The following is a 25,124-nucleotide window of genomic DNA, read 5'->3' as shown; positions in this document are numbered from 1 at the left end:
GATATGAGTGGATCTCAGCCTTCCGGACGATTATGCGCCCCGCGACCACTGATCGACGCCGCCCACAGTTCTGCCCGACGATCGCTGCGGCCTCAGCATTCGACGACGGCGACCGCGAGGCCGCCCTGGGAGGTCTCCTTGTACTTGTCGAGCATGTCGGCACCGGTTGCGCGCATTGTTCGGATGGCCTGGTCGAGGGAAACGTGGTGGATGCCGTCGCCGCGGACGGCCATTCGGGCGGCGGTGATGGCCTTGACAGCGGCGACGCCGTTGCGTTCGATGCAGGGGATCTGGACGAGGCCGCCGATCGGGTCGCAGGTCAGGCCGAGGTTGTGCTCGATGCCGATTTCGGCGGCGTTCTCGATCTGGGCCGGGGTGCCGCCGAGTACGGCGGCGAGTCCGGCGGCGGCCATGGCGCAGGCCGCGCCGACCTCGCCTTGGCAGCCGACTTCGGCGCCGGAGATGGAGGCGTTCTCCTTGATCAGCTGGCCGATCGCACCTGCGGTCAGCAGGAATTCGATCACGGCGTCCGCGCTGTCGGTGACGAACCGCTGAATATAGTGCAGCACAGCGGGAATGATGCCGGCCGCGCCATTGGTCGGTGCGGTGACGACGCGTCCACCCGCCGCGTTCTCCTCGTTGACAGCCATCGCGAACAAGGTGACCCATTCCGTCGCACGCAGCGGATCTGTTTCATCGGCTTCGAATATCAGGCGATCGTGCAGTGCCGCTGCCCGCCGCCGCACACCGAGCGCGCCGGGCAGGACACCGCGGGTGGTCATGCCACGTCGGACGCAATCCTGCATGACTGCCCAGATATCGAGCAGCTCAGCACGGATGTGATCCGCGCTGCGCCAAGACATTTCGTTCGCCAGCACAATGGCGCTGATCGGCTGGTACGCCGCGAGAGCGAGCAGGTCGCGCCCCGAATGGAATGGATGCGGCACGGCCACGACCTCGGCCGGTCCCGCGATCTCGTCCTCGTCGAGTACGAAACCACCTCCGACGGAATAGAACTGGCGTTCACCGAGTACACATCCGACATCGTCGAGAGCGCGGAACAGCATGCCATTGCTGTGGAAGGCGAGTTTGGTCCGCCCGAGGAGTTCGATGTCCTCCTCGATGAGGAAGCCGATCGGGTGCACGCCGCCCAGGTGCAGCATGCCGGTGGCGCGCACGTCGGATGTGGTGCGCGCCACCACCTTCGGCTCGACCACCTCGGGTCGTTCCCCCGACAATCCGGTGACGACCGCCTCGATACTGCCGTGCCCGCGCCCGGTCGCGCCGAGCGATCCATACAACTGCACCCGTACGGCAGCCGTATTGTGCAGCACCCCATCGGATTTCAGCCGATCGATGAACCGCGCTGCCGCCCGCATCGGTCCCACCGTATGCGAACTCGACGGCCCGATGCCGACCCGGAACAGATCGAAGATGCTGACCGTCATGCCGTACCGCGCAGACCCGGGTACAGCGGGAACCGGCGTACCAGCGCATCGACGCGCTCGGTCGATTCGGCGATGGACTGCCCCCGCAACAGCGCGACCGCGATGATATCGGCGACCTCGGTGAACGCCTCGATATCGAACCCGCGGGTGGCCAGCGCTGGCGTGCCGATCCGCAGTCCCGAGCTGACCATCGGCGGGCGCGGATCGAACGGAACGGCATTGCGGTTCACCGTGATGCCGATGTCGTGCAGCAGATCCTCCCCCTGCTGACCGTCGAGTTCGGAATCGCGCAGATCGACGAGCACCAGGTGCACATCGGTGCCGCCGCTGACGACATTGATGCCCGCCGCCCGGCAGTCCGTGGCGAGCAACCGTTCGGCGAGCAGGCGCGCACCGGCGAGAGTGCGCTCCTGACGTTCCCGAAACACCGGTTCGCTCGCCATTTTGAACGCGACGGCCTTGGCCGCGATCACATGCTCGAGTGGCCCGCCCTGCTGTCCGGGAAAGACCGCCGAACCCAGCTTCTTGGCCAATTCCTCGACCGCGAGAATGAAACCGCCACGGGGTCCGCCGAGCGTCTTGTGGGTTGTCGAGGTGACGATATGCGCGTGCGGCACCGGCGAGGGATGCAGCCCGGCCGCGACCAGACCGGCGAAGTGCGCCATATCCACCATCAAATACGCGCCGACTTCATCTGCGATGCGGCGGAATTCGGCGAAATCGAGATGGCGCGGGTAGGCGGACCACCCCGCCACGATCAGCTTCGGCCGGTGCTCGTGGGCGAGCCTGCGCACCTCGTCCATATCGATGAGATGGTCCTCGGCCCGAACGTGATAGGCCGCGACGTCATAGAGCCGCCCGGAGAAGTTGATCTTCATCCCGTGCGTGAGATGACCGCCGTGATCCAGCGCCAGCCCGAGGATGCCGTCACCGGGCCGCAGCACCGCGTGCATCGCCGCCGCATTCGCCTGCGCCCCCGAATGCGGTTGCACGTTCACGTATTCGGCGCCGAAGAGCCCGCGCAGTCGCTCGATCGCCAGCGACTCGATCTGGTCGATATGCTCGCACCCGCCGTAGTAGCGACGCCCCGGATATCCTTCGGCGTACTTATTGGTCAGCACCGATCCCTGCGCCTGCATCACCGCGAGCGGCGCGTAGTTCTCCGATGCGATCATCTCCAGCCCGCGCTGCTGACGGTCGACCTCCCGGTCCACCAATTCGGCGACGAGCGGGTCGAATTCGCGCAGTGGGGCATCGAGTTCGGTTCGGATAGCGGAGTCGGCCATGGGGAGCCTTTCGTCGACGCGTGCGCGTAGGTGGCTCCTCCCGCTCTGTCCAATGGCCTGAGAGATTCACGCATCCGGTCGGTGCGTTTGCCCCGTCGGCGAGTGCGCGTGCACTGCTTTCCAGAGTTGCCTGAGCGCAGCGGTACTGGGGCCTGAGAGATTCCCGGGAGGTGTTGCTCCTTCGGCTTCCACATACGGTGTGGAGATCTCCCGCTGCGCGTCGAACGGCGGATATTCGGTTTCGCAAGAAGCAAGTTGCGTAGACCGCAACACGAAGCTCTATACGCAACTCAGTATTGGGCCATCCCACCCCCATGTCAACACGAGAAGGGCAACCGAGATCAGATAGCTTTCGATCCCACTCGGCGCGGGAGGTCAGCCCAGGTAACCGAGGCGGCGGCTGATATCGGCGGCGCTGGCGATGGTCAGTTGGGCGACGTCGGCGAAGCGGTCCGGACTCAGGCGGTAAGCCGGACCGGAAACGCTCAGTGCCGCAACAACGGCACCGGTGCTGTCGTAGACCGGCGCGGCGACCGCGTTCAGGCCGATCTCCAGTTCCTCGCGTACATCGGCCCAGCCGTTCTCGCGCACCGCGACGAGTTGTGCGGCGAGGTCGGCGACCCTGGTCAGCGTATTGGCGGTGAATGCCTCGAGTTTGGCGCCGACGCGCTTGCGCATCTCCCCCGGCTCCAGGTCCGCGAGCAGTACCTTGCCACTGGAAGTGGCGTGCGCCGGACAACTCTGACCGACCCAGGACCGCAACGCGATCGAACCCGGCCCGTGCGCCTCGGCGATATTGATGATCCGACTACCGTCCAGCACAGCGAGATTGGTCGTCTCACCGGCCTCGATCGCCAGCGCGTTGCAGGCGCTCTGACTCTGTCCGACGAGATCGACCTGGGCACTGGTGGATCCGGCGAGCCGAACGATCGAGAAACCGAGCCGATACTTGCCGCGCTCGGACAGTTGCTCGACGTATCCCCGCGATTCCAGCACGGCGATCAACCGCGAAACGGTAGATTTGTGGACGCCGAGTTCGGCGGCGATCTCCGTGACGCCCGCCTGCCCGAGCTTGGCAATGATCTCCATGACCAGCAGCGCTCGGTCGACGGACTGCACCGCGGCCGTCCGCCCGTTGTCCTCGACACCTTGTTTCGCCATGACAATTGCCATTCTAGGTGGTTGTGGCTCCCATGCTGCCGACCCGTCGTTGCACCGCCGCGATTTCGCGCAGGGCATCGTTGAGCAGGCTCCGATTCAACGGCGAGAGTTCCGACATCATGACAATATCGCCGGGACTGTGCCCAGCCGACAACTGCTCGACCTGATGCACCATCCGCAGGCGCTGCAACATGACGAAGACCTCGGTCAGCATGGTGACATCCCGATCGGTGAGCGCACCGGCACTCGCCGCCGCCGCCAACCGCACCGGGGTGGACGCCGAGGTCACGCCCGCCGCCAGCCCACCCCAGCGCGCCAGGTTGACGATCGGCGCCAGCGCATGGTTCTTCAGGTCGAAGGTGCCGCCGCGCCGGGACAGCACATCGCGCAGCGACCGTGTCCGCACCCGTCCCGATAACGCGTCCAGCAGTTGCAGCCGCAGCGCATTCGGGTGTTCGGCCCGCATCCGCCCGAACGCCGCCGGCACGGTATGCAGCGCGGCGTCGCCCCACACCACCCGCCCATCGATGAGCAGCGACGACAGGATCAGCCCCCGATCCTGCAGCGGATCGTCGAGCCAGCCCTCGGCCGCCCGCGCCCATTCGGTGCGCGACCGGGCGAACTTCGGCTTCGCGGCGATGGCCCCATTACTGTCCGCGGGTAGTCCGCAGGCATCGAGAATCGCGTGCACACGCGCCGCGACAGCGCGCAATTGCCCACTGGCCGAAGATAATTCGTCGGACCACGAGAGCGCACTGTCGACATCCGATGACGGCATGGCCTCCCGGCGCGCGACGCTGCCGAGGATCAACCAGGCGAATCCGTCACCAGGTGCGTCCGTGAACTCCGCCAGTGCCAGCTCGAGCGCCTTGCGGACCACCGAGTCGATGACGACCGAGAGGATCCCGCTGGTCGCCGAGGCCTTGGTGCCATTGCGGAACAGGTCGACCACCGTCGCCGTGATCTCGCGCGCTGCCCGCTGCAACTGGACCGCATCCGTGGCCGCCCCGATCGAGCGACGCAATACGAAACTCTGGCGCGCCGATGCCGCGAGCAGGTCCGCGTCCTCGAGCACGCCGAGCACCTCGCCCCGTCGCGAGAGCACCGGCATATGCCGTAGCCCGCATTCGAGCATCTCCATCAGCACGGTCTCGGCGGTCAGATCGGCGGTGACCCGACGGGCCGGTGCGCTCATCACCCGGGAGATCGGCACGTCGACCGGAAGTCCGGCCGCCACCACCCTCGTGCGCAGATCGCGATCAGTGAAGATGCCGAGTTCGCCGTCCGGCAACCGGATCAGCACGGCGGAGACGCGCTGCTCGGTCATCCGGACGACGGCCTCCCGAACACCGGTGTCCGGTGTCACGAAAACCACTGTGCCGGAAACCAGTTCACCGACCGGGCGGTTACCCAGCACGGATGCCACCGGGGTCCGATTGCCCGATACCGTTTTCCACGCCGACGAGGCGAGGAAGGCAAGTCCGTCCGGTTGGGCGAACTGCTCCCGGACCAGTACGCCGGGCAGCCGGATCAGCACACTGGGTTCGGTGGCCCGCGCGACGAATTCGGCGCTGCCACCGGTCAGCAGCGGCACATAGCCGAAGATGCCGCCGGACTCGACGGTGTCGATCGTCGCGCCACCGTCGTCGCCCCCGCCAGCGTCCCCCGCTTGAACGACGGAACCCGAGCGCCGCCGACTCGTGGGGTCGGTGCCGGTGCCCTGCAGCGTGACGGCACCCGTCCAGAGCATCCAGACGTCATCGGGCACCTGCGTCGAGTAGTCGGCGATCACCTCGCCGACGGCGAACTCGTGCAACGACGAAGCCGCCGCGAGCTTGTCCAGCTCGGGCGGCGTCATCGATTGGAACGGCGCGTGGTCACCCAGAAACGCCGCTAGCTCGCCCTCCGGCACCCCGGACTCAGGTTTCCCTGATCAGGTCCGCGCACTTCTCTGCCATGGCCATGACAGTAATGTTGGGGTTGACGGCGGGCAATTTCGGCATCGCCGAAGCGTCGACTACCCGCAATCGGGAGACGCCCTTGACCCGGAGCTCCGGATCGAGCACCGCCATCGGATCGTCGGGCGCACCCATCCGCGCCGTTGCCGCCGGGTGGTAGACGGTGTTGTGGGTGGCACGAATGTAGTCCAGCAGCTCGTCGTCGGTGACCGCCTCCGGGCCGGGTGCGAGTTCTCGCGCGATCCACTCCCGCAACGGCGCCTGCTCGGCGATCTCGCGTGCCAACCGGACGCCGGCGAGCATGGTGCGTTCGTCGTGGCCGTCCGGGTCGGTGAAGTACCGCGGGTCGACCTTCGGCCGATCGCGGAAGTCGCGGGTGCGCAATCGGACCGTGCCGCGCGACCGCCCCTGGGTGACATTGGGTGTCAGACAGAAGCCGTTATCGGTGGTCGGGTAGCCGTGCCGCAGCGTGTTCATATCGAACGGCACGCTGCCGTAATGCATCATGATGTCGGGCACGCGAAGCGATTCGTCGGAGGTGGCGAATACCCCGATCTCCCACCACTGGGTGGAGGTGCCGATCATGGGTTGCGCGGCTTCCCAGAACACCAGACCTTCGACGTGGTCGTCCAGATTCGAGCCGACACCCGGCGCGTCGACCCGCACCGGCACCCCGATCTCCCGTAGGTGGTCGGCGGGCCCGATGCCGGACAGCAGCAATAACTTCGGCGTATCGATCGCTCCGGCGGTCACGATGACCTCGCGCCGTGCGGAGGCGGTGTCGTAGCCGGTGAGATCGGGCCGCTGATAGCGCACACCAGTTGCGTTGCGCGCCTCGTCGAACAGGATCTCACTGACCCAACATCCCGTGCGCACCACAAGATTGGGCCGCAAACCGAGAATCGGATGCAGATAGGCGTGCGACGACGACATCCGTGTCCCGTCCTCGCTCGCATTGATCTGGAACCATCCGGCCCCGTTGCGCACCGTTGTGCCTCGGTTGAATTCGACGGTCGGCAGTCCGGCCAGCGCCGCGGCTTCGAGGACGGCGACACCACACGGATCATTCGGCGGGATATCCCGCAGCCGCACCGGCCCGCTGCGACCGTGCTGCTCCCCCGGCGCGTGATTGTTCTCCAACCGCGCGACATAGGGCAGCACCTCGGCCGCACCCCAGCCTTTGGCGCCCATCGCCGCCCACTCGTCCAGCCCCTCGGCGGGCGGCCAGAACGCGATGCACGAATTGTGTGAGGAACACCCGCCGAGCACCTTCGCCCTGGCATGGCGCAGATAGCTGTTGCCGCGTTCCTGCGGCTCGACCGGATAGTCCCAGTCGTAACCGGAATCGAGCAGGTGCATCCACTGCGCGAGTTCGAGGATATTGCGATCGCCGACGTCGGTGGGCCCGGCCTCCACCAAACACACTGTCACATCCGGGTTTTCGCTGAGCCGCGCGGCGAGTACGCAGCCGGCCGTCCCGCCGCCCGCGATCACGTAGTCGAAGACCGTGTCAGACATCGGAACGCACCTGCGCCGCATGCGAGGCCAATGTCCCGATACTCTTGCGGCCCTTGACCAGATACCACAGCAGCCCGGCCCCGAGGATCGCACCGATGTAGACGAATGCGCCCCAGGTGTTGTACCAGGGATTGCCGTAGACGGCCTCGCGCGGCCAGGCCAGGTTCAACGCCATCGCGATACCCCACACCACGGCAACGATATTCACGACGATCCCCCACCGACCCATCGAGAAGTAGCCGCCGGCCTGCAGATCCTTCGGCGGCCACTGCCCCTGGAACCGCTTCTTCAGCATCGGACCGGTCACCATGAGGTAGGCCAGGTAGATCATGATGATGGCAATCGAGGTCAGCACCGTGAAGATCTTCGGCTGACCGATATTGATCACCAGGATGAGCGCCGCGAGCACACCGATCAGCACCGCCGGAACCACCGGGGTCTGGGTCTTCGGATGCACCCGGGCGAGCTTGTCGCCGAACGGCAGCGCGTTATCGCGAGCCATGGCGAAGGCCAGCCGGATGGCGGCGGTGTGCACCGCCAGCGAACAGACCGTCACCGCGATCACGATGCAACACAGGAAGATCGTGCCGAGCGGACCCCACATCACCTGTTCGACAATGTATTGCAGACCACCGCTGGAGCTGCCGATCTGCGGATCATCGAGATCGGGCGCCGCCATCACCGCGAAAACCAGGATGGCCCCGCCGATGACGAACGACGCGAGCACGGCACGAAGGATCGCCTTGGGCGCGGTGCGCCGCGGCTCCACCGTCTCCTCACCCAGTGAACTCGCGGTATCGAAGCCGTACATCACATAGCCGGAGGCGAGCGTGGCCACCAGGAACGCGCTGAGGTAACCACCGGATTCGGCCGCACCGTAGCCGTGGGTCGAGAAGAACACCTGCGGACCGCGAGTCCAGTTGGCCGCCAGGATGATCGCGATCAGTACCGCGGCGATAAGTTCGATGAACACGCCGGCACTGTTGATCATCGCCATCAGACGCACACCGAAAGCGTTGACGGCCGTGGTGAATACGATCATCACGGTGCCGAGCACGACCGCATTGGTCGCGTAGTCGTATTGACCGGTCCCGTCACCGATGAACTGGAATCCGCTCCACAGTCGTGGCAGATTCAGTTGTAGTGCGAGCACTACCGCCGACAGCGTCACGATCGAAGCGGTCAACATCAGCCACCCCGAGGACCAGCCGACGATCCGGCTGCCGAGCGCCTTGGACCAGTTGTACACCGACCCGGCGACCGGATACTTCGCGGCGAGCTCCATGAAACACAGCGCGACCGCCAGCTGACCGACGAAAACCAAAGGCCACGACCAGAGATAGGCCGGACCCGCGGTCCCGAAGCCGAAATAGAAGAGTTGGAACGTACCGGTGAGAATCGAGATATAGCTGACACCGGCCGCGAAGCTGGCGAACTTGCCGATACTTCGGTCCAGGGATTCCCTATAGCCGAAATCCTCCATGCCGTTGTCATCGGACACATTGTGTTCCTTGACCACCATTGCTACTGCCTTTCGCGGTGCGGCCGTCCGGGCTGTCCGGCCGAGATTTGAAAATTCGATCAGACGCTCTTGAACCACTCCGCGGGCTTCGGTGCCGTGTTGTGCCAAATGTGTTTGATTTCTTGATATTCGGCCAGTCCGGTCGGGCCGAGTTCGCGTCCGTTACCGGACTTCTTGAACCCGCCCCATTCGGCGGCCGCGGTGTAATAGCCGAAGTCGTTGAGCCACACCGTGCCGTGGCGCAGTGCGCGCACCATGCGCTCGCCGCGCGCCGGATCGGCGGTGCGCACACCTGCGGCGAGACCGTATTCGGTGTCATTGCCGAGCCGAATCGCCTCGGCCTCGGTGCTGAATCGCTCCACTGTGAGGATGGGGCCGAAGGTCTCCTCCCGCACGATCCGCATGGACCGATCGCAGTTGTCGAAGATCGTCGGTAGGAAGAAGCTGCCAGCGGCCAGCGCCGGATCACTCGGCCGGACGCCGCCGGTCACTAGCTTCGCACCCTCCGAAATGCCCAGCTCCACATACGCTTCCACCTTCGCGCGGTGTGCCTCGGAGACCAGCGGCCCGGTCTCGCTGGCCGGGTCGAGGCCGGGGCCGACGCGGATCAGCTCGGCGCGGCGCGCCAATTCGGCGACGAAGTCATCGGCGATGGACTCCTCGACGATGAGTCGTGTTCCCGCCGAACAGACTTGACCCGAATGCAGGAATACACCGGTCAGCACCTGGTCGACCGAACTCGCCCAGTCGGCGTCGGCGAAGACGATGTGCGGATTCTTGCCACCGAGTTCCACCGCGACCTTGGTGACATGCTCCGCGGCAACCCGGGCGATCGTCTTACCGGTCGCGAGGCCCCCGGTGAAGGAGATGAAGTCGACATCCGGCGTATCGGTCAGTGCCGCGCCGAGCATCGCACCGCTGCCCTGCACCAGATTCAGCACTCCAGCGGGGACACCGGCCTCCTGCGCCAAGCGCGCGAAGGCAATGGTGCTGAGCGGAGTCACCTCGCTGGGCTTGGCGACCATTGTGCAGCCCGCGGCGAGCGCGGGCGCGACCTTCCACGACATCTGCAGCAGCGGATAGTTCCACGGCGCGATCAGCACGCAGACGCCGATCGGCTCCCGGACCACCCGGCTGAGCACCGCTGGATCTCCCACGTCGATCAGTCGATCGGCCTGCCCGACGACCAGACTCGCGTAGTAGCGGAACACCGAGATCACATCGTCGATATCGATGCGGCTCTCCACCAGCGTCTTGCCGGTATCAACCGTCTCGAGGTGCGCCAACTCCTCCTTGTCCCGCGCCAGCAGGTCCGCGATCCGCGCCAGGAGTGCGGCGCGCTCGGCGACCGGCGTGGCAACCCAGGCCCCGTCGTCGAAGGCCGCGCGGGCGGCGGCCACCGCGCTGCGCGCATCGTCCGGTGTGGCCTCGTCCACGGTGGCCACCACCGTGCCGTCGGCGGGGTTGACGATCTCGCGCAGGCCGCCGTCTGCGGCGTGCGCCCATGCGCCGCCGATGAGCAGGTCCGGGTTGCCGTTCATCTCAGGTCACCTCACGTCGCCGATACAGCCGTGCACCCATGTGTGGAATTCGGAAATGTGGTGCTCGGCGGGTACAAGTACTCCGCCGCTACGGTAAGCGCGCGAGGACATTGTGGGTTGGGTTCGCTCACATGCCGCGAAATCTTGTTCGTTCACCCGGTGGAACAATTCGACCGAACGCGATACATCGCGGCCTTCCGCGACCACATCGGCGGTGTAGAGCCAGTCACATTCGACAATGGTCCGATCCGCCGATATCGGATACATCCGGTGGAAAATGATGTGGTCCGGTACCAAATTCACGAAGACCGTCGGCTTGATCGTGATCGCGTAATAGCGGCGATCCTGTTCGGCGCGCACGCCCGGCAGCCGCTCGAATCCCACCGAACCGTCGACGGTGAACCCGGCGATTTCCGGGCCGAATTCGGCGCCGTGCCCGACGAACACCTGGGCGGCCAGGCCATCCGCGAACTCCGGCAGTACCTCGGTGAGCTCGGGGTGGATGGTCGCACAGTGGTAGCACTCCATGAAGTTCTCCACGATGAGCTTCCAGTTCGCCGCGACGTCGTAGACCACGCGGCGGCCGATCCGCAGCTGCTCGATGCCGTAGGAGTCGATCGCGGTCGAGCTGCCGAGCCGTTCGGTGACCGCGCCCATGACATCGTCCTCGAACGACGGCGGCTCGTCGGCGAGGCAGACCCAGGCGTAGCCGAGCCATTCCCGCAGCGCCACCGGGACCAGACCGTAGGCGACCCGGTCGATATCCGCGCCGGTCTCGTCCTTGAGGGCGGCCATATTGGGTGCGGCGACGAGCTTCCCGTCCAGGCCGTAGGTCCACGCGTGATACGGGCAACGCAGGTTGCGCCGCACCTGGCCCTCGTCCTCGGTGCACAGCATCGCGCCGCGATGGCGGCAGATATTCAGGAAGGCGCGCAGCTGCCCGTCCCGACCGCGTACCACCAGCACGCTCTCGCGACCGACCTGCACCTTCCTGAACTGGCCCGGATCGGCCAGGTCGGCGGAGCGGAGCGCGCAGAACCACATCTGCTCGAAAATGCGTTCCTGTTCGGCGGCGAAGATGGCCTCCTCGACATACCACTTGCCGCCGAGGGTCGGGATCAGCGCCGGGGTAGCCACCGGCGGGAGGTCCGCGGTCGGCCCACCCGTCGCCCGGCCGCCACCCCCCATGGAATCGCTATGCGATGCTGTTTCCACTGGTCACCAGCCTTTGCGGGTCGAAGAGTGTGATGGGATGCGCGGTCTTCGCGTCGATGGCCAGATCGGCCAGAATTTCGCCGACCACCGGGACGAACTTGAAGCCGTGGCCGGAGAAGCCGCACGCGATGGTCACCCGGGTGGAGTCGGGGTGGCGAGCGATGACGAAGTGTTGATCGGGCGTATTGGAATACATGCAGGTCGCCGAGTGGACCAGCGGACCGTCCAGTGCCGGAAGCAGTCCGGCGACGCGCTCGCGCATCTCCTGGATCTCGTGCGGATGTACGACGCGGTCGATGGTCTCCGGTGTGCACTCGATGCCCTTGCGGAAGAACGCGGTCTTCACTCCCCCGGTCGGCCCGTCGATCGCCGGAAAACCGTAGATCTGCATGCCGGAACGGTTTTCGGCGATGTAGATCGGCTGGTCCTCGAAAGCCGTTGTGCCGCCGATGGGATCGAGCCAGTACAGGACCTGGCGCTCGATGGTGATCGGGATGCCGAACTCCGCCAGCAGCTGTGGCGCCCATGCGCCGGGGCAGATGACGAGTTGGTCGGCGCGATAGGTGGCCCGTGCCGTCGTGACCGTCACGCCGTCAGCGGTTTCCGCCCAGTCGAGCACCTCTTCGCCGAAGGACAGCGTCGCCCCCGAGCGCAGCGCGAGATCGATATGCGCTTGGACGGTCAGCTCCGGGCGGGCGAATCCGGCCTTGTCCTCGTACACCGCGATATCGTCGGGATCGGGTGTGAAATTCGGGTACCGCCGCCGGATCTCGGTCGCGTCGAGCACTTCGTGCGGCAGCGACCACTCGCGGCTCGCGCGCAGGCTGCCCGCGACCGTCAGGCAGTCCGGCGGCCCGAGGAACAGACCGCCGGTGAGCCGGACGACTTCTCGGCCGCTGTCGGCCGCCAGCCGCTCCCACAGCTCGTAGGAGCGCAGCAGCAGTGGCACATACGCCGGATCCTCGAAGTAGGACTGTCGGATGATCCGCGAGCCGCCGTGACTGGAACCCTTGTTATGGGCGGGCGTGAACCTCTCCAGTCCGAGTACCTTCTGCCCGCGGGCGGCCAGGTGGTAGGCGGCGGCACTGCCCATCCCGCCGAGACCGATCACGATGACGTCGTAACCGTCTGTAGCCGTGGTCATTTCGCTACCTCCTGATCCGGGACATATCGGGGTCCACCACCGGTTCGGTATGCACGATGGCGGTGTAGCGGGTGCCGAGGTATTCGACCTCGACCGCGTCACCGGGGACGGTGGCCGCTGGCAACCAGGCGTAGGCGATGCTGTGGCCGATGGTGGCGGAATAGCCCGCGCTGGTGACATAGCCCGCGCACGCACCGTCGACGTACACCGGCTCCTTGCCGAGGACAACCGCCGTCGGACTGTCGAATACGATGCTGCGCAGGATTTTCGCGGGTGGCGGCGCCTGCTCCAATGCCTTTTTGCCGACGAAGTCGTCCTTGGCCATGCGGACCGCGAAATCGAGACCGGCCGCGGCGGGCAGATGTTCGGCGGTCATATCGGTTCCCCAACCGCGGTAGCCCTTTTCGATGCGCAGGCTGTTGAACGCGATGCGCCCCGCCGCGATGACCTCGTGTGCGTGCCCCGCCGTCCACAGCAGATCCCAGAGGGCACTGCCGTATTCGGCGGTCGTGTAGATCTCCCAGCCGAGTTCGCCGACATAGGAGACGCGCATCATCGTTACCGGAATCGCACCGAGATAGGTTTGCAGCGCCCGGAAATACTTGAAACCCTGATGCGAGAGATCATCGGAACACAAGGGCTGCACCAGATCTCGCGCGGCCGGACCCCAGACGCCGATACAGCAGGTGCCGCCGGTGATGTCACGCAACGTCACCGACCCGTCGTCGGGCAGGTGCCTGCTGAACCAGTCGAAGTCCAATGGCCCGTTGGCGCCGACCTGGAATCGCTCGGGCGCCAACCTGGCGACCGTGAGATCGCTACGGACACCGCCGTTCTCATCCAGCATCAGCGTGTAGGTGACCGAGCCGACGCTCTTGTCCAGGTTATTGGTGGTCAGCCGCTGCAGCAGTTCCAATGCGCCGGAGCCGGCGATCTCGTACCGGGTCAGCGGCGTCATGTCGTACATGGCGACGCGCTCCCTGGTCCAGCGCGCCTCCGCGATGGAGATCGGTGACCAGAAGTTGCCCGACCACTCATCGCGCTCGGGAAACGGCACTCCCTGGTCGCGAAGGCGTTGCGCCAGTTCGGCATTGGCCTCGTACCAGGCAGGCCGCTCCCAGCCACCGCCCTCGAAGAAGTACGCGCCCAACTGCTGTTGCTGGGGATAGAACGGGCTGGTCCGCAGTCCGCGCAGGGCCGTTCGGTACTGGTGCGGATGGATGATGTCGTACACCTCGACGAATGCCTGCGAACTCGTCTCCAGAATGAAGCGGTCGCTGCGGGCCACATCCTCGAAGCGGTACAGATCGCATTCGTGCACGTCCGTTTGCGGTGCGCCGTCGATGATCCACTCGGCGGTCGCCTTGGCCACACCGGCCGAATGGGTGACCCACACCGCCTCGGCGACCCAGAATCCCTCCAGATCTCGATGCTCGCCCATGATCGAAAAGCCGTCGGGGGTGAACGAGAAAATCCCGTTGAATCCCTCCTCTACCTTCGAATCACCCAGCGCCGGTAGGAGTTCCATGGACGCACGCCAGGCGGGTGCGAAATCCTCCTCGGTGAACGCCAGCATGGACGGCATTTCCGTACTGGCGGTGGCGAGTGTCGACAGGTCCACCGGCATGGGATTGTGCCCGTAGTAGCCGATACCGATTCGGTCGCGATGTTCGCGAAAGTAGAGATCTTGATCTTGATGCCGCAATATCGGCAGGCTGGCCTCATTCAACGCGCTATTGCGTCCATCGAGGGCGGCGATTCGGCCCGTCTTGGCGTATTGATGCGCCATCGGCACCAGCGGCAGCACGAGCCCGACCCGTTTCGCCAATTCGGCGCCCCAAAAACCCGCCGCGCAGACGACGATATCCGCCTCGATAATGCCGTCGGCGGTTTCCACCCCCGCCACTCGGCCGCCGCGCTGCACAATGCCGAGCACTTCCTGGTGTGCGCGAAAACGCGCGCCGCGCGCGGTCGCGAGTCTCGCCTGCGCGGCCGCCGCGCGCAGCGCCTTGGCCAAACCATCCGTCGGAGTGTGGAATCCGCCGAGAATGCGGCCGGCATCGACTAGCGGATGCAATGCCGCGCATTCGGCGGGTTCGAGTAGCTGTCCCTCGATGCCCCAGGACTGCGCCCACCCGGCCTTACGGTGCAGATCTCGCCAGCGCTGCGGCGTGGTCGCCACCTCCAATCCGCCGACCGGATTGAAGGACCAACCCTCCGGATGGTCGAGCGCCAGGAATTTCTCCGTCGTATACCGGGCGAATTCCGTCATTGTTTTGGACGAATTCGTCTGGAACACCAAACCCGGTGCGTGTGAAGTCGATCCGCCCGTGGCGAACAGTGGACCTCGATCGAGAACGGTGACATCGGTCCAGCCGCGTGAGGTTATTTCATCGGCCAATGAGGTTCCGACGATTCCGGCTCCGATGACGACAACTTTCGGGTGAGCCAAGACGTGCCTCCGATGTTGCTTGCTGCGCAACGCAATCGCATTACGCAACAAATGGTCAACCCGATCCGGCGGCCTGTCAACAGCTGGAAACCAATTGTTCACAAGTCGCCTCCGGGGTTGACGGCGACGGCGAACCCGAGGACACTGTTGCGTTATCTGAGATGTGTTGCGTAATGAGCAACTATGGAGGGCTGATGAGTTCCCTTGCCGAGCAACCGGAAACCGTCACGGCGGAACTGTTCGTCGCGCACCTGACCGACCTACCGGTGGGCGAGGTCGCCACGGTGCGGCCGGACGGTGGCGCGCCGATCGCGGTTTTCCACACCGAGGACGGCCTGTTCGCGATCGACGACACCTGCACGCACCAGGACGCGTCGCTGGCCGACGGCTGGGTCGATAACTGCACGGTCGAATGCCCGCTGCACGAATCCTGCTTCGACCTGCGCACCGGCGCGGTATCCGGACCGCCGGCCAAGATCGCGGTGCGCACCCACGCGGTCCGGGTCGTCGATGGCGACGTCCTGGTGGTGCCCTCATGAATGCGGTATCGCGTACCGACTCGGTGGTGGTCGTCGGCGCATCGCTCGCCGGCTTCTCGCTGGTCCGTGCGCTGCGCGAATACGGTCACGAGGGCGACATCACGGTCGTCGGCGACGAACCGCACCTGCCCTACGACCGACCGCCGCTGTCCAAGGATTTCCTGCACGACGATGTCGATATCGCGCTCGGCGAGGTGGCCGAGGCGAACTGGATGCTCGGGCGGCGGGCGGTCGGGATCACCTCGACAGCGCACGGGCCCGGCGTCATCCTGGACGACGGCGGGCAAGTCAGCGGAAACTCCCTGGTCCTCGCGACGGGCGCGCGGGCCCGATCCCTGCCGGGCGCACCGACGCTGCGCGGTGTCCACACGCTACGGACGCTGGAGGACGCCAGGGCCATCCGCACGTCGCTGCGCACCGCACGCACGGTGGTCATCGTGGGCGCGGGTCTGATCGGCTCCGAAATAGCCTCTACCGCAGTGAGTTTCGGCATCGAGGTGATCATTGTCGAGCTTTCCACCGAACCGCTCACCGCTGTCTTCGGACCGCAGATCGCACCGATTTGCGCCGCCATGCACTCCGCCAATGGTGTACGGCTGCTGACCGGCGTCGCGGTCGACCGATTCCTGGGTGACGTGCGCGTCCGCGCGGTTCAATTGACCGATGGCACCGAACTCGCCGCCGACGCCGTGGTCATCGGCATCGGCGCGGTACCCAATACCGAGTGGGCGCGCGACTGTGGCCTCGAGATCGACAACGGCTTCATCACCGACTCCCGATGCCGTACATCGATCCCCGGCATCTACGCGATCGGCGATTGCGCCCGCGCCTACAACGCGGAACTGGGCGGCCACCACCGCAGCGAACACTGGACCAATGCGACCGTACAGGCCCGCATCGCCGCGGCCGATATTGTCGGCGCAGCACAACGACCTACCTCGACGCCGTATTTCTGGTCGCGGCAATATGGACGAATGCTGCAGTTCGCGGGCCATAGCCGAGCGACCGACGCGGTCCGCTTCGTGGACGGCGACGCGTCCACCGAGTCGTTCACCGTCCTGTACGAGCGCGACGGTGCACCGGTGGCCGTATTCGCCATCGATAACCCACGCCTGTTCACCCGATACCGCAAGCACATCGAGCGGCTCACCCCAGACGCCATCGATATCTCCAGCGCCATTTCTATCTCCTAGGAGGATTCGTGTCCGAAACCGTGCGTGGCGTGATCGCCCGTAGCAAGGGCGCACCGGTCGAGATCGTCGATATCGTGATCCCGGATCCCGGGCCGCACGATGTGGTCGTGCGCATCCAGTCCTGCGGGGTGTGCCACACCGATCTGCACTACCGCGAGGGCGGCATCAACGACGATTTTCCCTTCCTGCTCGGGCACGAGGCCGCTGGCATCGTGGAGACGGTCGGTGCCGCGGTAACCCATGTCGTCGCGGGTGATTTCGTCATCCTGAACTGGCGCGCGGTCTGCGGTGAATGTCGCGCGTGTCGGCGCGGCCGACCGTGGTACTGCTTCGCCAGCCACAATGCCAGCAAGAAGATGACCCTCACCGACGGCACCGAACTCAGCCCCGCCCTCGGCATCGGCGCGTTCGCGGATAAGACGCTGGTGCATGAAGGTCAGTGCACCAAGGTCGATCCGAATGCCGACCCGGCCGTCGCCGGACTGCTCGGCTGCGGCGTGATGGCCGGTATCGGCGCCGCGATGAACACCGGAAATGTCTCGCGCGGCGATACGGTCGCGGTCATCGGCTGCGGCGGTGTCGGCGATGCCGCCATCGCGGGTGCCCGCCTGGCCGGTGCGCGGACCATTATCGCCATCGATCGCGACCCGCAAAAGCTCGAGTGGGCAACCGAATTCGGCGCGACCCACACCATCGATGCGACCAGTGCCGATGTCGTCGAGCAGATCCAGGAATTCACCGACGGTTTCGGCGCGGACGTCGTCATCGACGCGGTCGGCCGCCCGGAAACCTGGAAGCAGGCCTTCTACGGCCGCGACCTGGCGGGCACCGTGGTGCTGGTCGGCGTCCCGACCCCGGATATGACCATCGATATGCCGCTGATCGACCTGTTCTCCCGCGGCGGCGCGCTGAAATCCTCCTGGTACGGCGACAGCCTGCCCGAGCGCGACTTCCCGATGCTGGTCGATCTGTACCTGCAGGGCCGCCTGCCATTGGAGCGCTTCGTCACCGAGCGCATCGCCCTGGACCAGGTCGAAAAGGCTTTCTCCGCAATGCATGCGGGTGAGGTGCTGCGTTCGGTGGTGGTCTGGTGAGCCTGCGCATCGACCGGGTCGTCACCTCCGGCACCTTCTCCCTCGACGGCGGCACCTGGGCGGTGGACAACAATGTCTGGCTGATCGGCGATGACACCGAGGTGGTCATCGTGGACGCCGCGCACGACGCCGAAGCGATCATCGATGCGGTGGGCGGGCGCAATGTGCGCGCGATCGTCTGCACCCACGGTCACAACGATCACATCACCGCCGCACCGGAACTTGCCGAACGACTCGACGCACCGATCCTGCTGCACCCCGCCGACGATCCGCTGTGGCGCATGACCCACCCCGACGTCGACTACGGGTCATTGGCCGACACTCAGCGAATCACCGTGGCGGGCACCGATATCGAAGTCCTGCACACCCCGGGCCACTCGCCCGGCTCGGTGTCACTGCATCTGCCCGAGGCCACCGCCCTCTGCACGGGTGACACCCTGTTCAACGGCGGCCCCGGTGCCACCGGCCGCTCGTTCTCGGACTTCGGCACCATCATCGACTCCATCCGGGAACGCCTGTTGACCCTCCCCGAGGACACGACGGTCCACACCGGCCACGGTGACGGCACCACCATCGGCACCGAAAAACCCGCGCTCGCCGACTGGATCGCCCGCGGCCACTAACCCCGCCACGCCGCCAGCGCCGCGTATTTACCCCTGGGCACAGGGTCTGTCGAACGTAGTCGAATGGTGGTCGCCCCGGCGGGCGAATTCGACCGCCAGATGACTACGCTCGGCGAGCAGTCGGAGTGGGTGGGGCAGCAATCTGTTTGGACGGGGCGCTGGGCTCGAGATCAGGTGGAGCTGGCCGCCACCTGATCTCGGTCAGCCCTCGACGTATGCCTTGATGCGCTCGAGGGTTTCGCGCATGCCATTGCGGTTGGTTTTGCCGCGGGCGCGTCCGGCGATCAGCCAGTAGACCCGCAGCGCGCGGTTCTCAGTGTTGAGTTGGAACGATTCGGTCACATCGGTGCCGCCCTCGATGGGCTCGAAACGGTAGCGCCAGGTATTGACCGGCATCCCACCCGGCCCGAGCACGGTGAATGCGAATTCGCGGCCCGGCTCGCATGCGACGATCCGGCAGACGGTCCAATACTTCATGCCCCAGTTATTGCGGTTGACGTGCCCGCGGAACTTGACGCCGACCGCGGGAGCCGTTGCCCCGCCGAGCCATTCGGTCTCGAAGGTCTCCGGTGAGAACTTCCCGGTGTTGGTGATATCGCTGACCAGCTCCCAGATCTTCTCGGCGGGTGCTGCCATCCGAACCGTCACGCTATCCTGCATGCCTGCACGCTAGCAGGCGCCTTCTCAGACAGCTAGCTGCCAGGTGATGCGGTATTCATAGGTCTCGTGCATGTGCTTGCCGCTGGCCGGGGCTTTGAAGATCACCGACAGGATTCGGCCCATGGCAGCGCGGGCCAACGGACCATTTGGGTGTGGTCGTGTTCGAACGTCAGCGGGAATCGTTCCAGAAGGCGACCAGATCGGCACAGACGCGGGCCGGACGGTCCTCGTTGGGGAGGTGGCCGACGCCTTCGTAAACCGCTGTGCGAGCGTCCAATTCCTCCGCGTAGCGCTCGTGCACGCTCGGGGGCCACACGTCACCGGAGTTGCCGTAGGCGATGAGGATCGGGAGGGCGGTGGCGCGCAGGGCCGCGGTGTAGTCGGTGGGGCCATCCATGACGCGCATGATGCCGATCATGTTCGCCTTCTTGGTCGCGAACATCCGGTTGTGCAGGAATTCGAGTTTGGCGGGTGGGATCAGATTGGCAAGGCTCCGGTTCATCTGCTCCCAAAGTGCTCGCTGGCCACCGCTTTCGATGAGTTGAGCGACCAGTTGCGGCGGGGTGAAGTTGATGTCGGAGGTCAAGTAGGGACCGGATGCCAGCAGCGTGAGGCTGCGAAAGCGGTTCGGCCGGGCGACCAGCGCGGCGCGGGCAACATAGCCGCCGAATGAATGGCCTACCAGGTGGATCGGCATACCGTCCGAGATCTGGTCGACGACCAGGATCAGGTCACCGGCGAAGTCGGCCATGGTGTAGCCAGACACCTCGTCGGGACCGTCCGACTGCCATTGACCGCGCTGATCGTAAGCGACGCACCGGAATCCGGCCGCGGACAGAATCGGCAGCATGGCCTCGAAATCTTCTTTGGAGCCGGTGAAGCCGGGCACCAATAGCACCGTGCCGCGTGTTTCGACATCCCGCGGCGGGATGGATTCCCAGGCGGCCAGCGGGCCAGCCGCGCCGCGTAGGGTGAACGGAGTGGTCTGCACGGTGGCCTGACTCATCGGCTCCTCCATCGGCGTGCTCGGCACTAGTGCGGCAACACACGCCCATTCTAACCGAGCAAGCATTCGGCATTGTTATTTATTCGAGATATTCAGAACAATGTCATCGGCTCGGTCGGGATGGGTTCGGGCAGCGGCTCGAGTTCGGGCAGGCGCATGCCCACCTCGTCGTGGAAGCGACGGGCGAGATGCAGGGATGCGGCATTGTCCGGGGTGTGGATGAAGACCGTTGGCGAGCGGCCCTCGCGCAGCCATCCCGTGACGACATCGAGCCACGGCTGCCAGCCCGCGACCGTCCGCTCGGTCGAATCGCGGCCGTGATAGCGCACGATCGGGAATTCGGTGAGCGCTCGGGTGCGGCGCGGCATCCGCGGCTTCTTCGCCCGCGCCTCGGCCTCCGCGGCACTTTCGGCGGGCCCGTCGAAAAGCGTTGTGGTGTCGAAGGGCACCCATTCGGCGCCGACGCGGGCCAGCACCTGCTCCAATTGCATTGCAGCACTCTCATTTTCGAAGAATGCGGGATGCCGGACCTCGACGGCCGAGCGATACGAATCGGGCAGTGTGCGCAGGAATCCGGCCAGCGTCCCGAGGTCGGTCGGGCCGAATGAGCCGGGCAGCTGCACCCACAGCGCGTGTATGCGGGGGCCGAGCGGCTCCATCGCGTCCAGAAAGGTCCGCAGTTCGGCATCCGCACCGTGCAGCCTGCGCTCATGTGTGATCGGCTTGGGCAGTTTGATGACGAATCGGAAGTCGGAGCCGGTCTGCTTCGCCCATGACTGCACCGTATTGCGCGTCGGCGTCGCGTAGAACGTCGTATTGCCCTCCACCGCAGTGCACCAGGAGGCGTAGTGCCGCAACCGCTCCCCCGGCGCGGGTTGCTGTTCCTGCCATGCCGCGTGCGTCCACATCGCACATCCCACGTGAAGCCGCATGCCAGCGACGCTAACGCACTCGGCGCCCGGCCGCCCGGGCGGTCGACCCGGGTCACGTACGCTGACGGCTCCACCTCCACCACCTCGGGAAAGAGATCATGGCGCAGTTCGAGAACGTCAGCGTGGCCAAGAAGGCCAATGTGTACTTCGACGGCAAATGCGTGAGCTACAGCATCGGGCTCGCCGATGGCACCTCGAAGTCGGTCGGCGTGATCCAGCCGTCGACCCTGACGTTCAACACCGTCGCGCCGGAGGTCATGGAACTGATCGACGGCGAGTGCAAGGTCACCCTGGCCGGAGAAACCGAAGCCACCACCTACCGCGGCGGCGAATCCTTCAATGCCCCCGGCAACAGCTCTTTCGAGATCGAAGTTCTCTCGACCCTGCACTACGTCTGCCACTTCGGCTGATCCGACCGGAATCCGCCCCGCACCTCGGCCCACCGCCCGACCGGCCGGTTCCAACGAGGCTCGGCCAACACCGCCGGTGTCGAGCGCGGTAGCAGCCGAGACCTCGACCTCCGCGGTTGCCCTCAGGCGTGGGACAGGGCCGTTGTTTCCAGCGTGTCGGCCAGCGCCGTCAGCGCATCTGCACATCCAGCATCGACGGCGAAGGTGACGAGGTCATCACCTCGAGTCGAGCCGCGGTTGCCCTCAGGCGTCAGACAGGGCCGTTGTTTCCAGCGTGTCGGCCAGCGCCGTCAGCGCATCTGCACATCCGGCATCGACGGCGAAGGTGGCGAGGTCATCACCTCGAGTCGAGCCGCGGTTGCCCTCAGGCGTCAGACAGGGCCGTTGCTTCCAGGGCGTCGGCCAGCGCCGTCAGCGCATCTGCACATCCGGCATCGACAGTGAGGGTGGCGAGGTCATCGCCTCGGGTCGGGCCGCGGTTGACGATGGCGATGGGCTTGCCCTGTTTGGCCGCGCGGCGCACGAAGCGCAGACCTGACATCACCGTCAGGGACGAGCCCGCCACCAAGAGGGCATCCGCCGCGTCGACCAGCTCGAACGACGCGGCGACGCGCTCCTTGGGCACGTTCTCCCCGAAGTACACGATGTCCGGCTTGAGCATGCCGCCGCAGCGCGCACAGTCCACCATCCGGAAATTCTCGGTATCGGCCACCACCGCGTCCGCATCGGGCGCGACCTCCACCCCGGTAGCCGTCGCCGATGCCGCGAAACCCGGATTCGCCGCCTCCAACCGCTCGGCCAACGCCATCCGCGATATCAGTGCCGCACAACCCAGACACCGCACCCGCGCATAAATTCCGTGCAGATCGATGACGCGACGATGCCCCGCCTTCGTATGCAGCAGATCAACATTCTGCGTAATCAAACCGCTGACAACCCCCGATCGCTCCAGCCGCGCCAACGCCCGATGCGCCGCATTCGGCCGCGCCCCATCCATAGCCCGCCACCCGATATGGTTACGCGCCCAATACCGCCGCCGAAACCCCACATCCCCCACGAACTGCTGATAAGTCATCGGAGTCCGCGCCGGCGAAGAAGGCCCCCGATAATCCGGAATCCCACTGTCAGTCGAAACCCCCGCCCCCGTCAACACCGCCACCCGCCGCCCCGCGAGCACCCCACAAAGCCCCTCAACACCCCCCACAACCGACGCACCAGACAAACTCAAAGCCGACACCCCACCCAGCGTAAGCCCCCAAGCCCCGAGAATGCGCTGGTGCAGGTGGCACTCGACGTTTACCTGCACCAGCGCATGGTGATCACTCGACCAAGTGGGGAGGAGGGAGGGTCAGGATTGGAGGGCGACTTCGATTTCGAGGGTGAGGGTGATCTTGTCGCCGATCACGGCGCCGCCGTCGGGGAGGGGCATATCGATGGTGATGCCGAAGTCGCGGCGGTTGATGACGGTTTTGGCCTCGAAGCCGGCGACGGGGCCCTGGCCCATGCCGGGGTTGACGCCGAGGAATTCGACGTCGAGGGAGACCGGGCGGGTGGTGCCGCGGATGGTGAAGTCACCGTCGACGACGAAATCGTTGCCGTTGACGCGGAATCCGGTCGACTTGAAGGTGGCTACCGGGAAGTCGGCGGCGTGGAAGAAGTCGGCGGTGCGCAGGTGGGCGTCGCGCTGCTCGTTATCGGTGGTCACCGAGTCGACCCGGATCTCGGCCTCCGCGGAGGCGGAGCCGTCCTCATTGATGACGAGCTTGCCGGAGAAGTCGGCGAAGCGGCCGCGGACCTTGCTCACCATCAGGTGACGCACGGTGAAGCCCAGGTTCGAATGGGCGGGATCGATAACCCAGGTGCCCGCGGTCAGTGCCTTGGCGGTGGTGGTCGACATGGAGTCTCTCCTCAGATAGTTGAGAATTCAATTACATGGATTTCAGATGGCTATTCGATTGTGGTTCTTACTGATTGGCGCGTCGCAGGTCAGCGGGCGACGACACCGGACAATGCAGCGCACCGGGGAGCCGATACCACGCCTACGCTGCGTTCAACGGTAGACCCGCACGCCCCGTCGACGTCGCCGGTCGAACAACATCGCGCACCGAACGCGACGATTCCGAACCGCATAACGCCTCCGTTCCGACAAGTCTGCCATCTATTTGGTGGATGTGGCAACTAATGGAACGGAGACCGTCTGCGATCTATTCCCGCCAACACAGGCGCCGAAGAAGCGGGCAGGAAGGAGCCGAGCCGCGACAGCTCATTAGCGTGAATATCCGAGTTCTGCGCGGGAGCGATGCGTGGGCACGGTGAATCGACGACAGTTGCGCACCGACGGCGCGGCGGTGGCCAGTGCCGCGACGCGAGAGACGAGCGCACTGGGCCGGGCACGGGTCGATGCCGCGCAGCCGAACATCCTCGTGATCATCGTGCAGGAATTCGAACTCTACGACCACACCACCGGACGCGGCCGCATGGAACTCGACATCGCTGGCAACAGTCCCTTGCCGAACACCCTGTCAGACCTGTTGACGAACACCGTCATTCCACAGGAGACCAGCGCTCCAACCCCCGGCTGTCTACGCGCCGCCCAGAACCAAGGCATGGCCGACTACCGATCCCATCGGAACTGGATCAGCACGCTCGGCTCGATCAAATAGCGAGATCACTTGTGCGGCTTGCGCAGCCGCGATTCCAGTCCGTCCATGACACAGATCAGCCCGAAGTCGAAGGCCACCGCGCGCGCGGCCTGCCGATCGGCGGGCATGGTGGCGCGATAGTCCGCGAGCATCTCCGGATAGTCGGCGGCCACCGTATCCATGACATCGAGCAACTCCTCGGGGTCGAAACCTTCCTCACCGAATGCCTCCGCGGCGGTGATCTCCGGAAGGACCTGGCCGAGCACATAACTGCTCACGGTGCCGCTCGCGAGGTAGATGTCCATGCCGGAGAAACCGGCCCCCACAAAGGTGCGGCGCAGCCGATCGCTGAGTTCGAAGGCATTCGGTCCAACGCTCGGCAAGGAGACGATCAAGGTGGCCACCCACGGATGGTCGAGCATGGTCCGCCGGAGGTTGTAGGCGAAGGTGGTCACCACCTCCCGCCATGAGGTGTGCTCGGGATCCGGAGGGCGCACCATACCCCAGATCTCGTCCATGGCGAGCTCGAGTAGTTCGTCCTTGTTCGCGACATGCCAGTAGAGACTGGTCGCGCCCGCGTCGAGCTTGGCACCGAGCTTGCGCATGCTGAGAGCGCCCAGGCCCTCGGCGTCCAAGAGCTCGATAGCGGCGGTGACGATCTGGTCGCGGCGCAGTCCCGCCGCCTTCGGCTGGCGCGGCGCGCGGGTCCATACCGAGGAGAACTCCTGCTTGGTCACGGGTTCAGCATAATTCTCTCGCACATTGTGCGATTCCATCGTA

Annotated in this window: 22 protein-coding genes and 1 riboswitch; of the genes, 6 read left to right on the top strand and 16 right to left on the bottom strand. The window is 65.5% G+C overall.

Annotated features, from left to right (window positions below; genetic code table 11):
- Positions 1–92: 92 nt before the first annotated feature.
- The 10 genes from ABZ293_RS20115 to ABZ293_RS20070 form a co-directional block, all read right to left on the bottom strand.
- On the bottom strand, positions 93–1,448 hold the full coding sequence (locus ABZ293_RS20115) for an L-serine ammonia-lyase (RefSeq protein ID WP_355182613.1): 1,356 nt from the start codon (positions 1,446–1,448) through the stop codon (positions 93–95).
- Entirely contained in the window at positions 1,445–2,734 is a 1,290-nt protein-coding gene (glyA, locus tag ABZ293_RS20110) for a serine hydroxymethyltransferase (protein WP_355182611.1), read from the bottom strand. Before glyA ends, ABZ293_RS20115 begins: the two co-directional genes overlap by 4 nt.
- A gap of 130 nt (positions 2,735–2,864) precedes the next feature.
- Positions 2,865–2,957, bottom strand: a riboswitch (glycine riboswitch).
- A 152-nt stretch (positions 2,958–3,109) separates the two neighbouring features.
- The gene (locus tag ABZ293_RS20105) at positions 3,110–3,895 is read right to left on the bottom strand and encodes an IclR family transcriptional regulator (RefSeq protein WP_355182609.1); all 786 of its coding nucleotides are present in this window, start codon (positions 3,893–3,895) and stop codon (positions 3,110–3,112) included.
- 13 nt (positions 3,896–3,908) lie between these two features.
- The gene (locus ABZ293_RS20100) at positions 3,909–5,753 is read right to left on the bottom strand and encodes a putative nucleotidyltransferase substrate binding domain-containing protein (RefSeq protein WP_355182607.1); all 1,845 of its coding nucleotides are present in this window, start codon (positions 5,751–5,753) and stop codon (positions 3,909–3,911) included.
- A gap of 61 nt (positions 5,754–5,814) precedes the next feature.
- Positions 5,815–7,371 carry a GMC oxidoreductase gene (locus ABZ293_RS20095; RefSeq protein WP_355182605.1) on the bottom strand — a complete coding sequence of 519 codons (1,557 nt, stop codon included), beginning with the start codon at positions 7,369–7,371 and terminating at the stop codon, positions 5,815–5,817.
- Positions 7,364–8,893 (bottom strand): amino acid permease, encoded by a 1,530-nt coding sequence (locus tag ABZ293_RS20090; RefSeq protein ID WP_354958680.1) that lies wholly within the window; start codon positions 8,891–8,893, stop codon positions 7,364–7,366. Before ABZ293_RS20090 ends, ABZ293_RS20095 begins: the two co-directional genes overlap by 8 nt.
- A gap of 59 nt (positions 8,894–8,952) precedes the next feature.
- Complete coding sequence (locus ABZ293_RS20085) at positions 8,953–10,434, bottom strand: aldehyde dehydrogenase family protein (RefSeq protein ID WP_355182603.1); 1,482 nt, start codon at positions 10,432–10,434, stop codon at positions 8,953–8,955.
- A 6-nt stretch (positions 10,435–10,440) separates the two neighbouring features.
- Positions 10,441–11,622: an aromatic ring-hydroxylating dioxygenase subunit alpha gene (locus ABZ293_RS20080; RefSeq protein ID WP_355182601.1), complete on the bottom strand. Its 1,182-nt coding sequence runs from the start codon at positions 11,620–11,622 to the stop codon at positions 10,441–10,443.
- 7 nt (positions 11,623–11,629) lie between these two features.
- On the bottom strand, positions 11,630–12,793 hold the full coding sequence (gene solA / locus ABZ293_RS20075; RefSeq protein WP_355182599.1) for an N-methyl-L-tryptophan oxidase: 1,164 nt from the start codon (positions 12,791–12,793) through the stop codon (positions 11,630–11,632).
- Positions 12,794–12,797: 4 nt separating this feature from the next.
- Positions 12,798–15,245: an FAD-dependent oxidoreductase gene (locus ABZ293_RS20070; protein WP_355182597.1), complete on the bottom strand. Its 2,448-nt coding sequence runs from the start codon at positions 15,243–15,245 to the stop codon at positions 12,798–12,800.
- A 194-nt stretch (positions 15,246–15,439) separates the two neighbouring features.
- Between ABZ293_RS20070 and ABZ293_RS20065 the strand changes: the two genes are divergently transcribed.
- The 4 genes from ABZ293_RS20065 to ABZ293_RS20050 are packed head-to-tail and all read left to right on the top strand — an operon-like array spanning position 15,440 to position 18,694.
- Complete coding sequence (locus ABZ293_RS20065) at positions 15,440–15,784, top strand: bifunctional 3-phenylpropionate/cinnamic acid dioxygenase ferredoxin subunit (protein WP_355182595.1); 345 nt, start codon at positions 15,440–15,442, stop codon at positions 15,782–15,784.
- Positions 15,781–16,977, top strand: coding sequence for an FAD-dependent oxidoreductase (locus ABZ293_RS20060; RefSeq protein WP_355182593.1), 1,197 nt, complete (start codon positions 15,781–15,783; stop codon positions 16,975–16,977). Before ABZ293_RS20065 ends, ABZ293_RS20060 begins: the two co-directional genes overlap by 4 nt.
- Before the next feature lie 8 nt (positions 16,978–16,985).
- The gene (locus tag ABZ293_RS20055) at positions 16,986–18,071 is read left to right on the top strand and encodes an S-(hydroxymethyl)mycothiol dehydrogenase (protein WP_355182591.1); all 1,086 of its coding nucleotides are present in this window, start codon (positions 16,986–16,988) and stop codon (positions 18,069–18,071) included.
- Positions 18,068–18,694: an MBL fold metallo-hydrolase gene (locus ABZ293_RS20050; protein WP_355182589.1), complete on the top strand. Its 627-nt coding sequence runs from the start codon at positions 18,068–18,070 to the stop codon at positions 18,692–18,694. Before ABZ293_RS20055 ends, ABZ293_RS20050 begins: the two co-directional genes overlap by 4 nt.
- Positions 18,695–18,895: 201 nt before the next feature.
- On the opposite strand, the gene ABZ293_RS20045 is transcribed toward ABZ293_RS20050, so the two are convergent.
- The 3 genes from ABZ293_RS20045 to ABZ293_RS20035 form a co-directional block, all read right to left on the bottom strand.
- Positions 18,896–19,354 (bottom strand): SRPBCC family protein, encoded by a 459-nt coding sequence (locus tag ABZ293_RS20045; RefSeq protein ID WP_355182587.1) that lies wholly within the window; start codon positions 19,352–19,354, stop codon positions 18,896–18,898.
- Positions 19,355–19,523: 169 nt separating this feature from the next.
- Positions 19,524–20,360 carry an alpha/beta hydrolase gene (locus ABZ293_RS20040; protein ID WP_355182585.1) on the bottom strand — a complete coding sequence of 279 codons (837 nt, stop codon included), beginning with the start codon at positions 20,358–20,360 and terminating at the stop codon, positions 19,524–19,526.
- A gap of 92 nt (positions 20,361–20,452) precedes the next feature.
- Positions 20,453–21,292 carry a DUF72 domain-containing protein gene (locus tag ABZ293_RS20035; protein ID WP_355182583.1) on the bottom strand — a complete coding sequence of 280 codons (840 nt, stop codon included), beginning with the start codon at positions 21,290–21,292 and terminating at the stop codon, positions 20,453–20,455.
- Between the two features lie 98 nt (positions 21,293–21,390).
- On the opposite strand from ABZ293_RS20035, the gene ABZ293_RS20030 reads away from it, so the two are divergent.
- Positions 21,391–21,702 carry a pyrimidine/purine nucleoside phosphorylase gene (locus ABZ293_RS20030; RefSeq protein ID WP_355182581.1) on the top strand — a complete coding sequence of 104 codons (312 nt, stop codon included), beginning with the start codon at positions 21,391–21,393 and terminating at the stop codon, positions 21,700–21,702.
- 364 nt (positions 21,703–22,066) lie between these two features.
- Here the strand turns inward: ABZ293_RS20030 and ABZ293_RS20025 are convergent, their stop codons facing one another.
- Entirely contained in the window at positions 22,067–22,906 is an 840-nt protein-coding gene (locus ABZ293_RS20025; RefSeq protein WP_355182702.1) for an NAD-dependent protein deacetylase, read from the bottom strand.
- Positions 22,907–23,050: 144 nt separating this feature from the next.
- Positions 23,051–23,599 carry a YceI family protein gene (locus ABZ293_RS20020; RefSeq protein ID WP_355182579.1) on the bottom strand — a complete coding sequence of 183 codons (549 nt, stop codon included), beginning with the start codon at positions 23,597–23,599 and terminating at the stop codon, positions 23,051–23,053.
- Positions 23,600–24,005: 406 nt separating this feature from the next.
- Here ABZ293_RS20020 and ABZ293_RS20015 point away from each other — a divergent pair, with 406 nt between their 5' ends.
- The gene (locus ABZ293_RS20015; protein WP_355182577.1) at positions 24,006–24,365 is read left to right on the top strand and encodes a hypothetical protein; all 360 of its coding nucleotides are present in this window, start codon (positions 24,006–24,008) and stop codon (positions 24,363–24,365) included.
- Positions 24,366–24,370: 5 nt separating this feature from the next.
- On the opposite strand, the gene ABZ293_RS20010 is transcribed toward ABZ293_RS20015, so the two are convergent.
- Positions 24,371–25,081: a TetR/AcrR family transcriptional regulator gene (locus tag ABZ293_RS20010; protein WP_355182575.1), complete on the bottom strand. Its 711-nt coding sequence runs from the start codon at positions 25,079–25,081 to the stop codon at positions 24,371–24,373.
- Positions 25,082–25,124 lie beyond the last annotated feature (43 nt).

This window comes from Nocardia sp. NPDC005998 (assembly GCF_040614395.1).
Classification (GTDB): domain Bacteria; phylum Actinomycetota; class Actinomycetes; order Mycobacteriales; family Mycobacteriaceae; genus Nocardia.
Note: the sequence above shows the minus strand (reverse complement) of the source record. Positions and strands in the feature narration are given on the sequence as shown.

Bases quoted from the DNA above. Each gene is read 5' to 3' on its own strand.
- ABZ293_RS20115 (WP_355182613.1), bottom strand. From the start codon at position 1,448: ATGACGGTCAGCATCTTCGATCTGTTCCGGGTCGGCATCGGGCCGTCG.
- glyA (WP_355182611.1), bottom strand. From the start codon at position 2,734: ATGGCCGACTCCGCTATCCGAACCGAACTCGATGCCCCACTGCGCGAA.
- ABZ293_RS20105 (WP_355182609.1), bottom strand. From the start codon at position 3,895: ATGGCGAAACAAGGTGTCGAGGACAACGGGCGGACGGCCGCGGTGCAG.
- ABZ293_RS20100 (WP_355182607.1), bottom strand. From the start codon at position 5,753: ATGACGCCGCCCGAGCTGGACAAGCTCGCGGCGGCTTCGTCGTTGCAC.
- ABZ293_RS20095 (WP_355182605.1), bottom strand. From the start codon at position 7,371: ATGTCTGACACGGTCTTCGACTACGTGATCGCGGGCGGCGGGACGGCC.
- ABZ293_RS20090 (WP_354958680.1), bottom strand. From the start codon at position 8,893: ATGGTGGTCAAGGAACACAATGTGTCCGATGACAACGGCATGGAGGAT.
- ABZ293_RS20085 (WP_355182603.1), bottom strand. From the start codon at position 10,434: ATGAACGGCAACCCGGACCTGCTCATCGGCGGCGCATGGGCGCACGCC.
- ABZ293_RS20080 (WP_355182601.1), bottom strand. From the start codon at position 11,622: ATGGGGGGTGGCGGCCGGGCGACGGGTGGGCCGACCGCGGACCTCCCG.
- solA (WP_355182599.1), bottom strand. From the start codon at position 12,793: ATGACCACGGCTACAGACGGTTACGACGTCATCGTGATCGGTCTCGGC.
- ABZ293_RS20065 (WP_355182595.1), top strand. From the start codon at position 15,440: ATGAGTTCCCTTGCCGAGCAACCGGAAACCGTCACGGCGGAACTGTTC.
- ABZ293_RS20060 (WP_355182593.1), top strand. From the start codon at position 15,781: ATGAATGCGGTATCGCGTACCGACTCGGTGGTGGTCGTCGGCGCATCG.
- ABZ293_RS20045 (WP_355182587.1), bottom strand. From the start codon at position 19,354: ATGCAGGATAGCGTGACGGTTCGGATGGCAGCACCCGCCGAGAAGATC.
- ABZ293_RS20040 (WP_355182585.1), bottom strand. From the start codon at position 20,360: ATGAGTCAGGCCACCGTGCAGACCACTCCGTTCACCCTACGCGGCGCG.
- ABZ293_RS20035 (WP_355182583.1), bottom strand. From the start codon at position 21,292: ATGCGGCTTCACGTGGGATGTGCGATGTGGACGCACGCGGCATGGCAG.
- ABZ293_RS20030 (WP_355182581.1), top strand. From the start codon at position 21,391: ATGGCGCAGTTCGAGAACGTCAGCGTGGCCAAGAAGGCCAATGTGTAC.
- ABZ293_RS20020 (WP_355182579.1), bottom strand. From the start codon at position 23,599: ATGTCGACCACCACCGCCAAGGCACTGACCGCGGGCACCTGGGTTATC.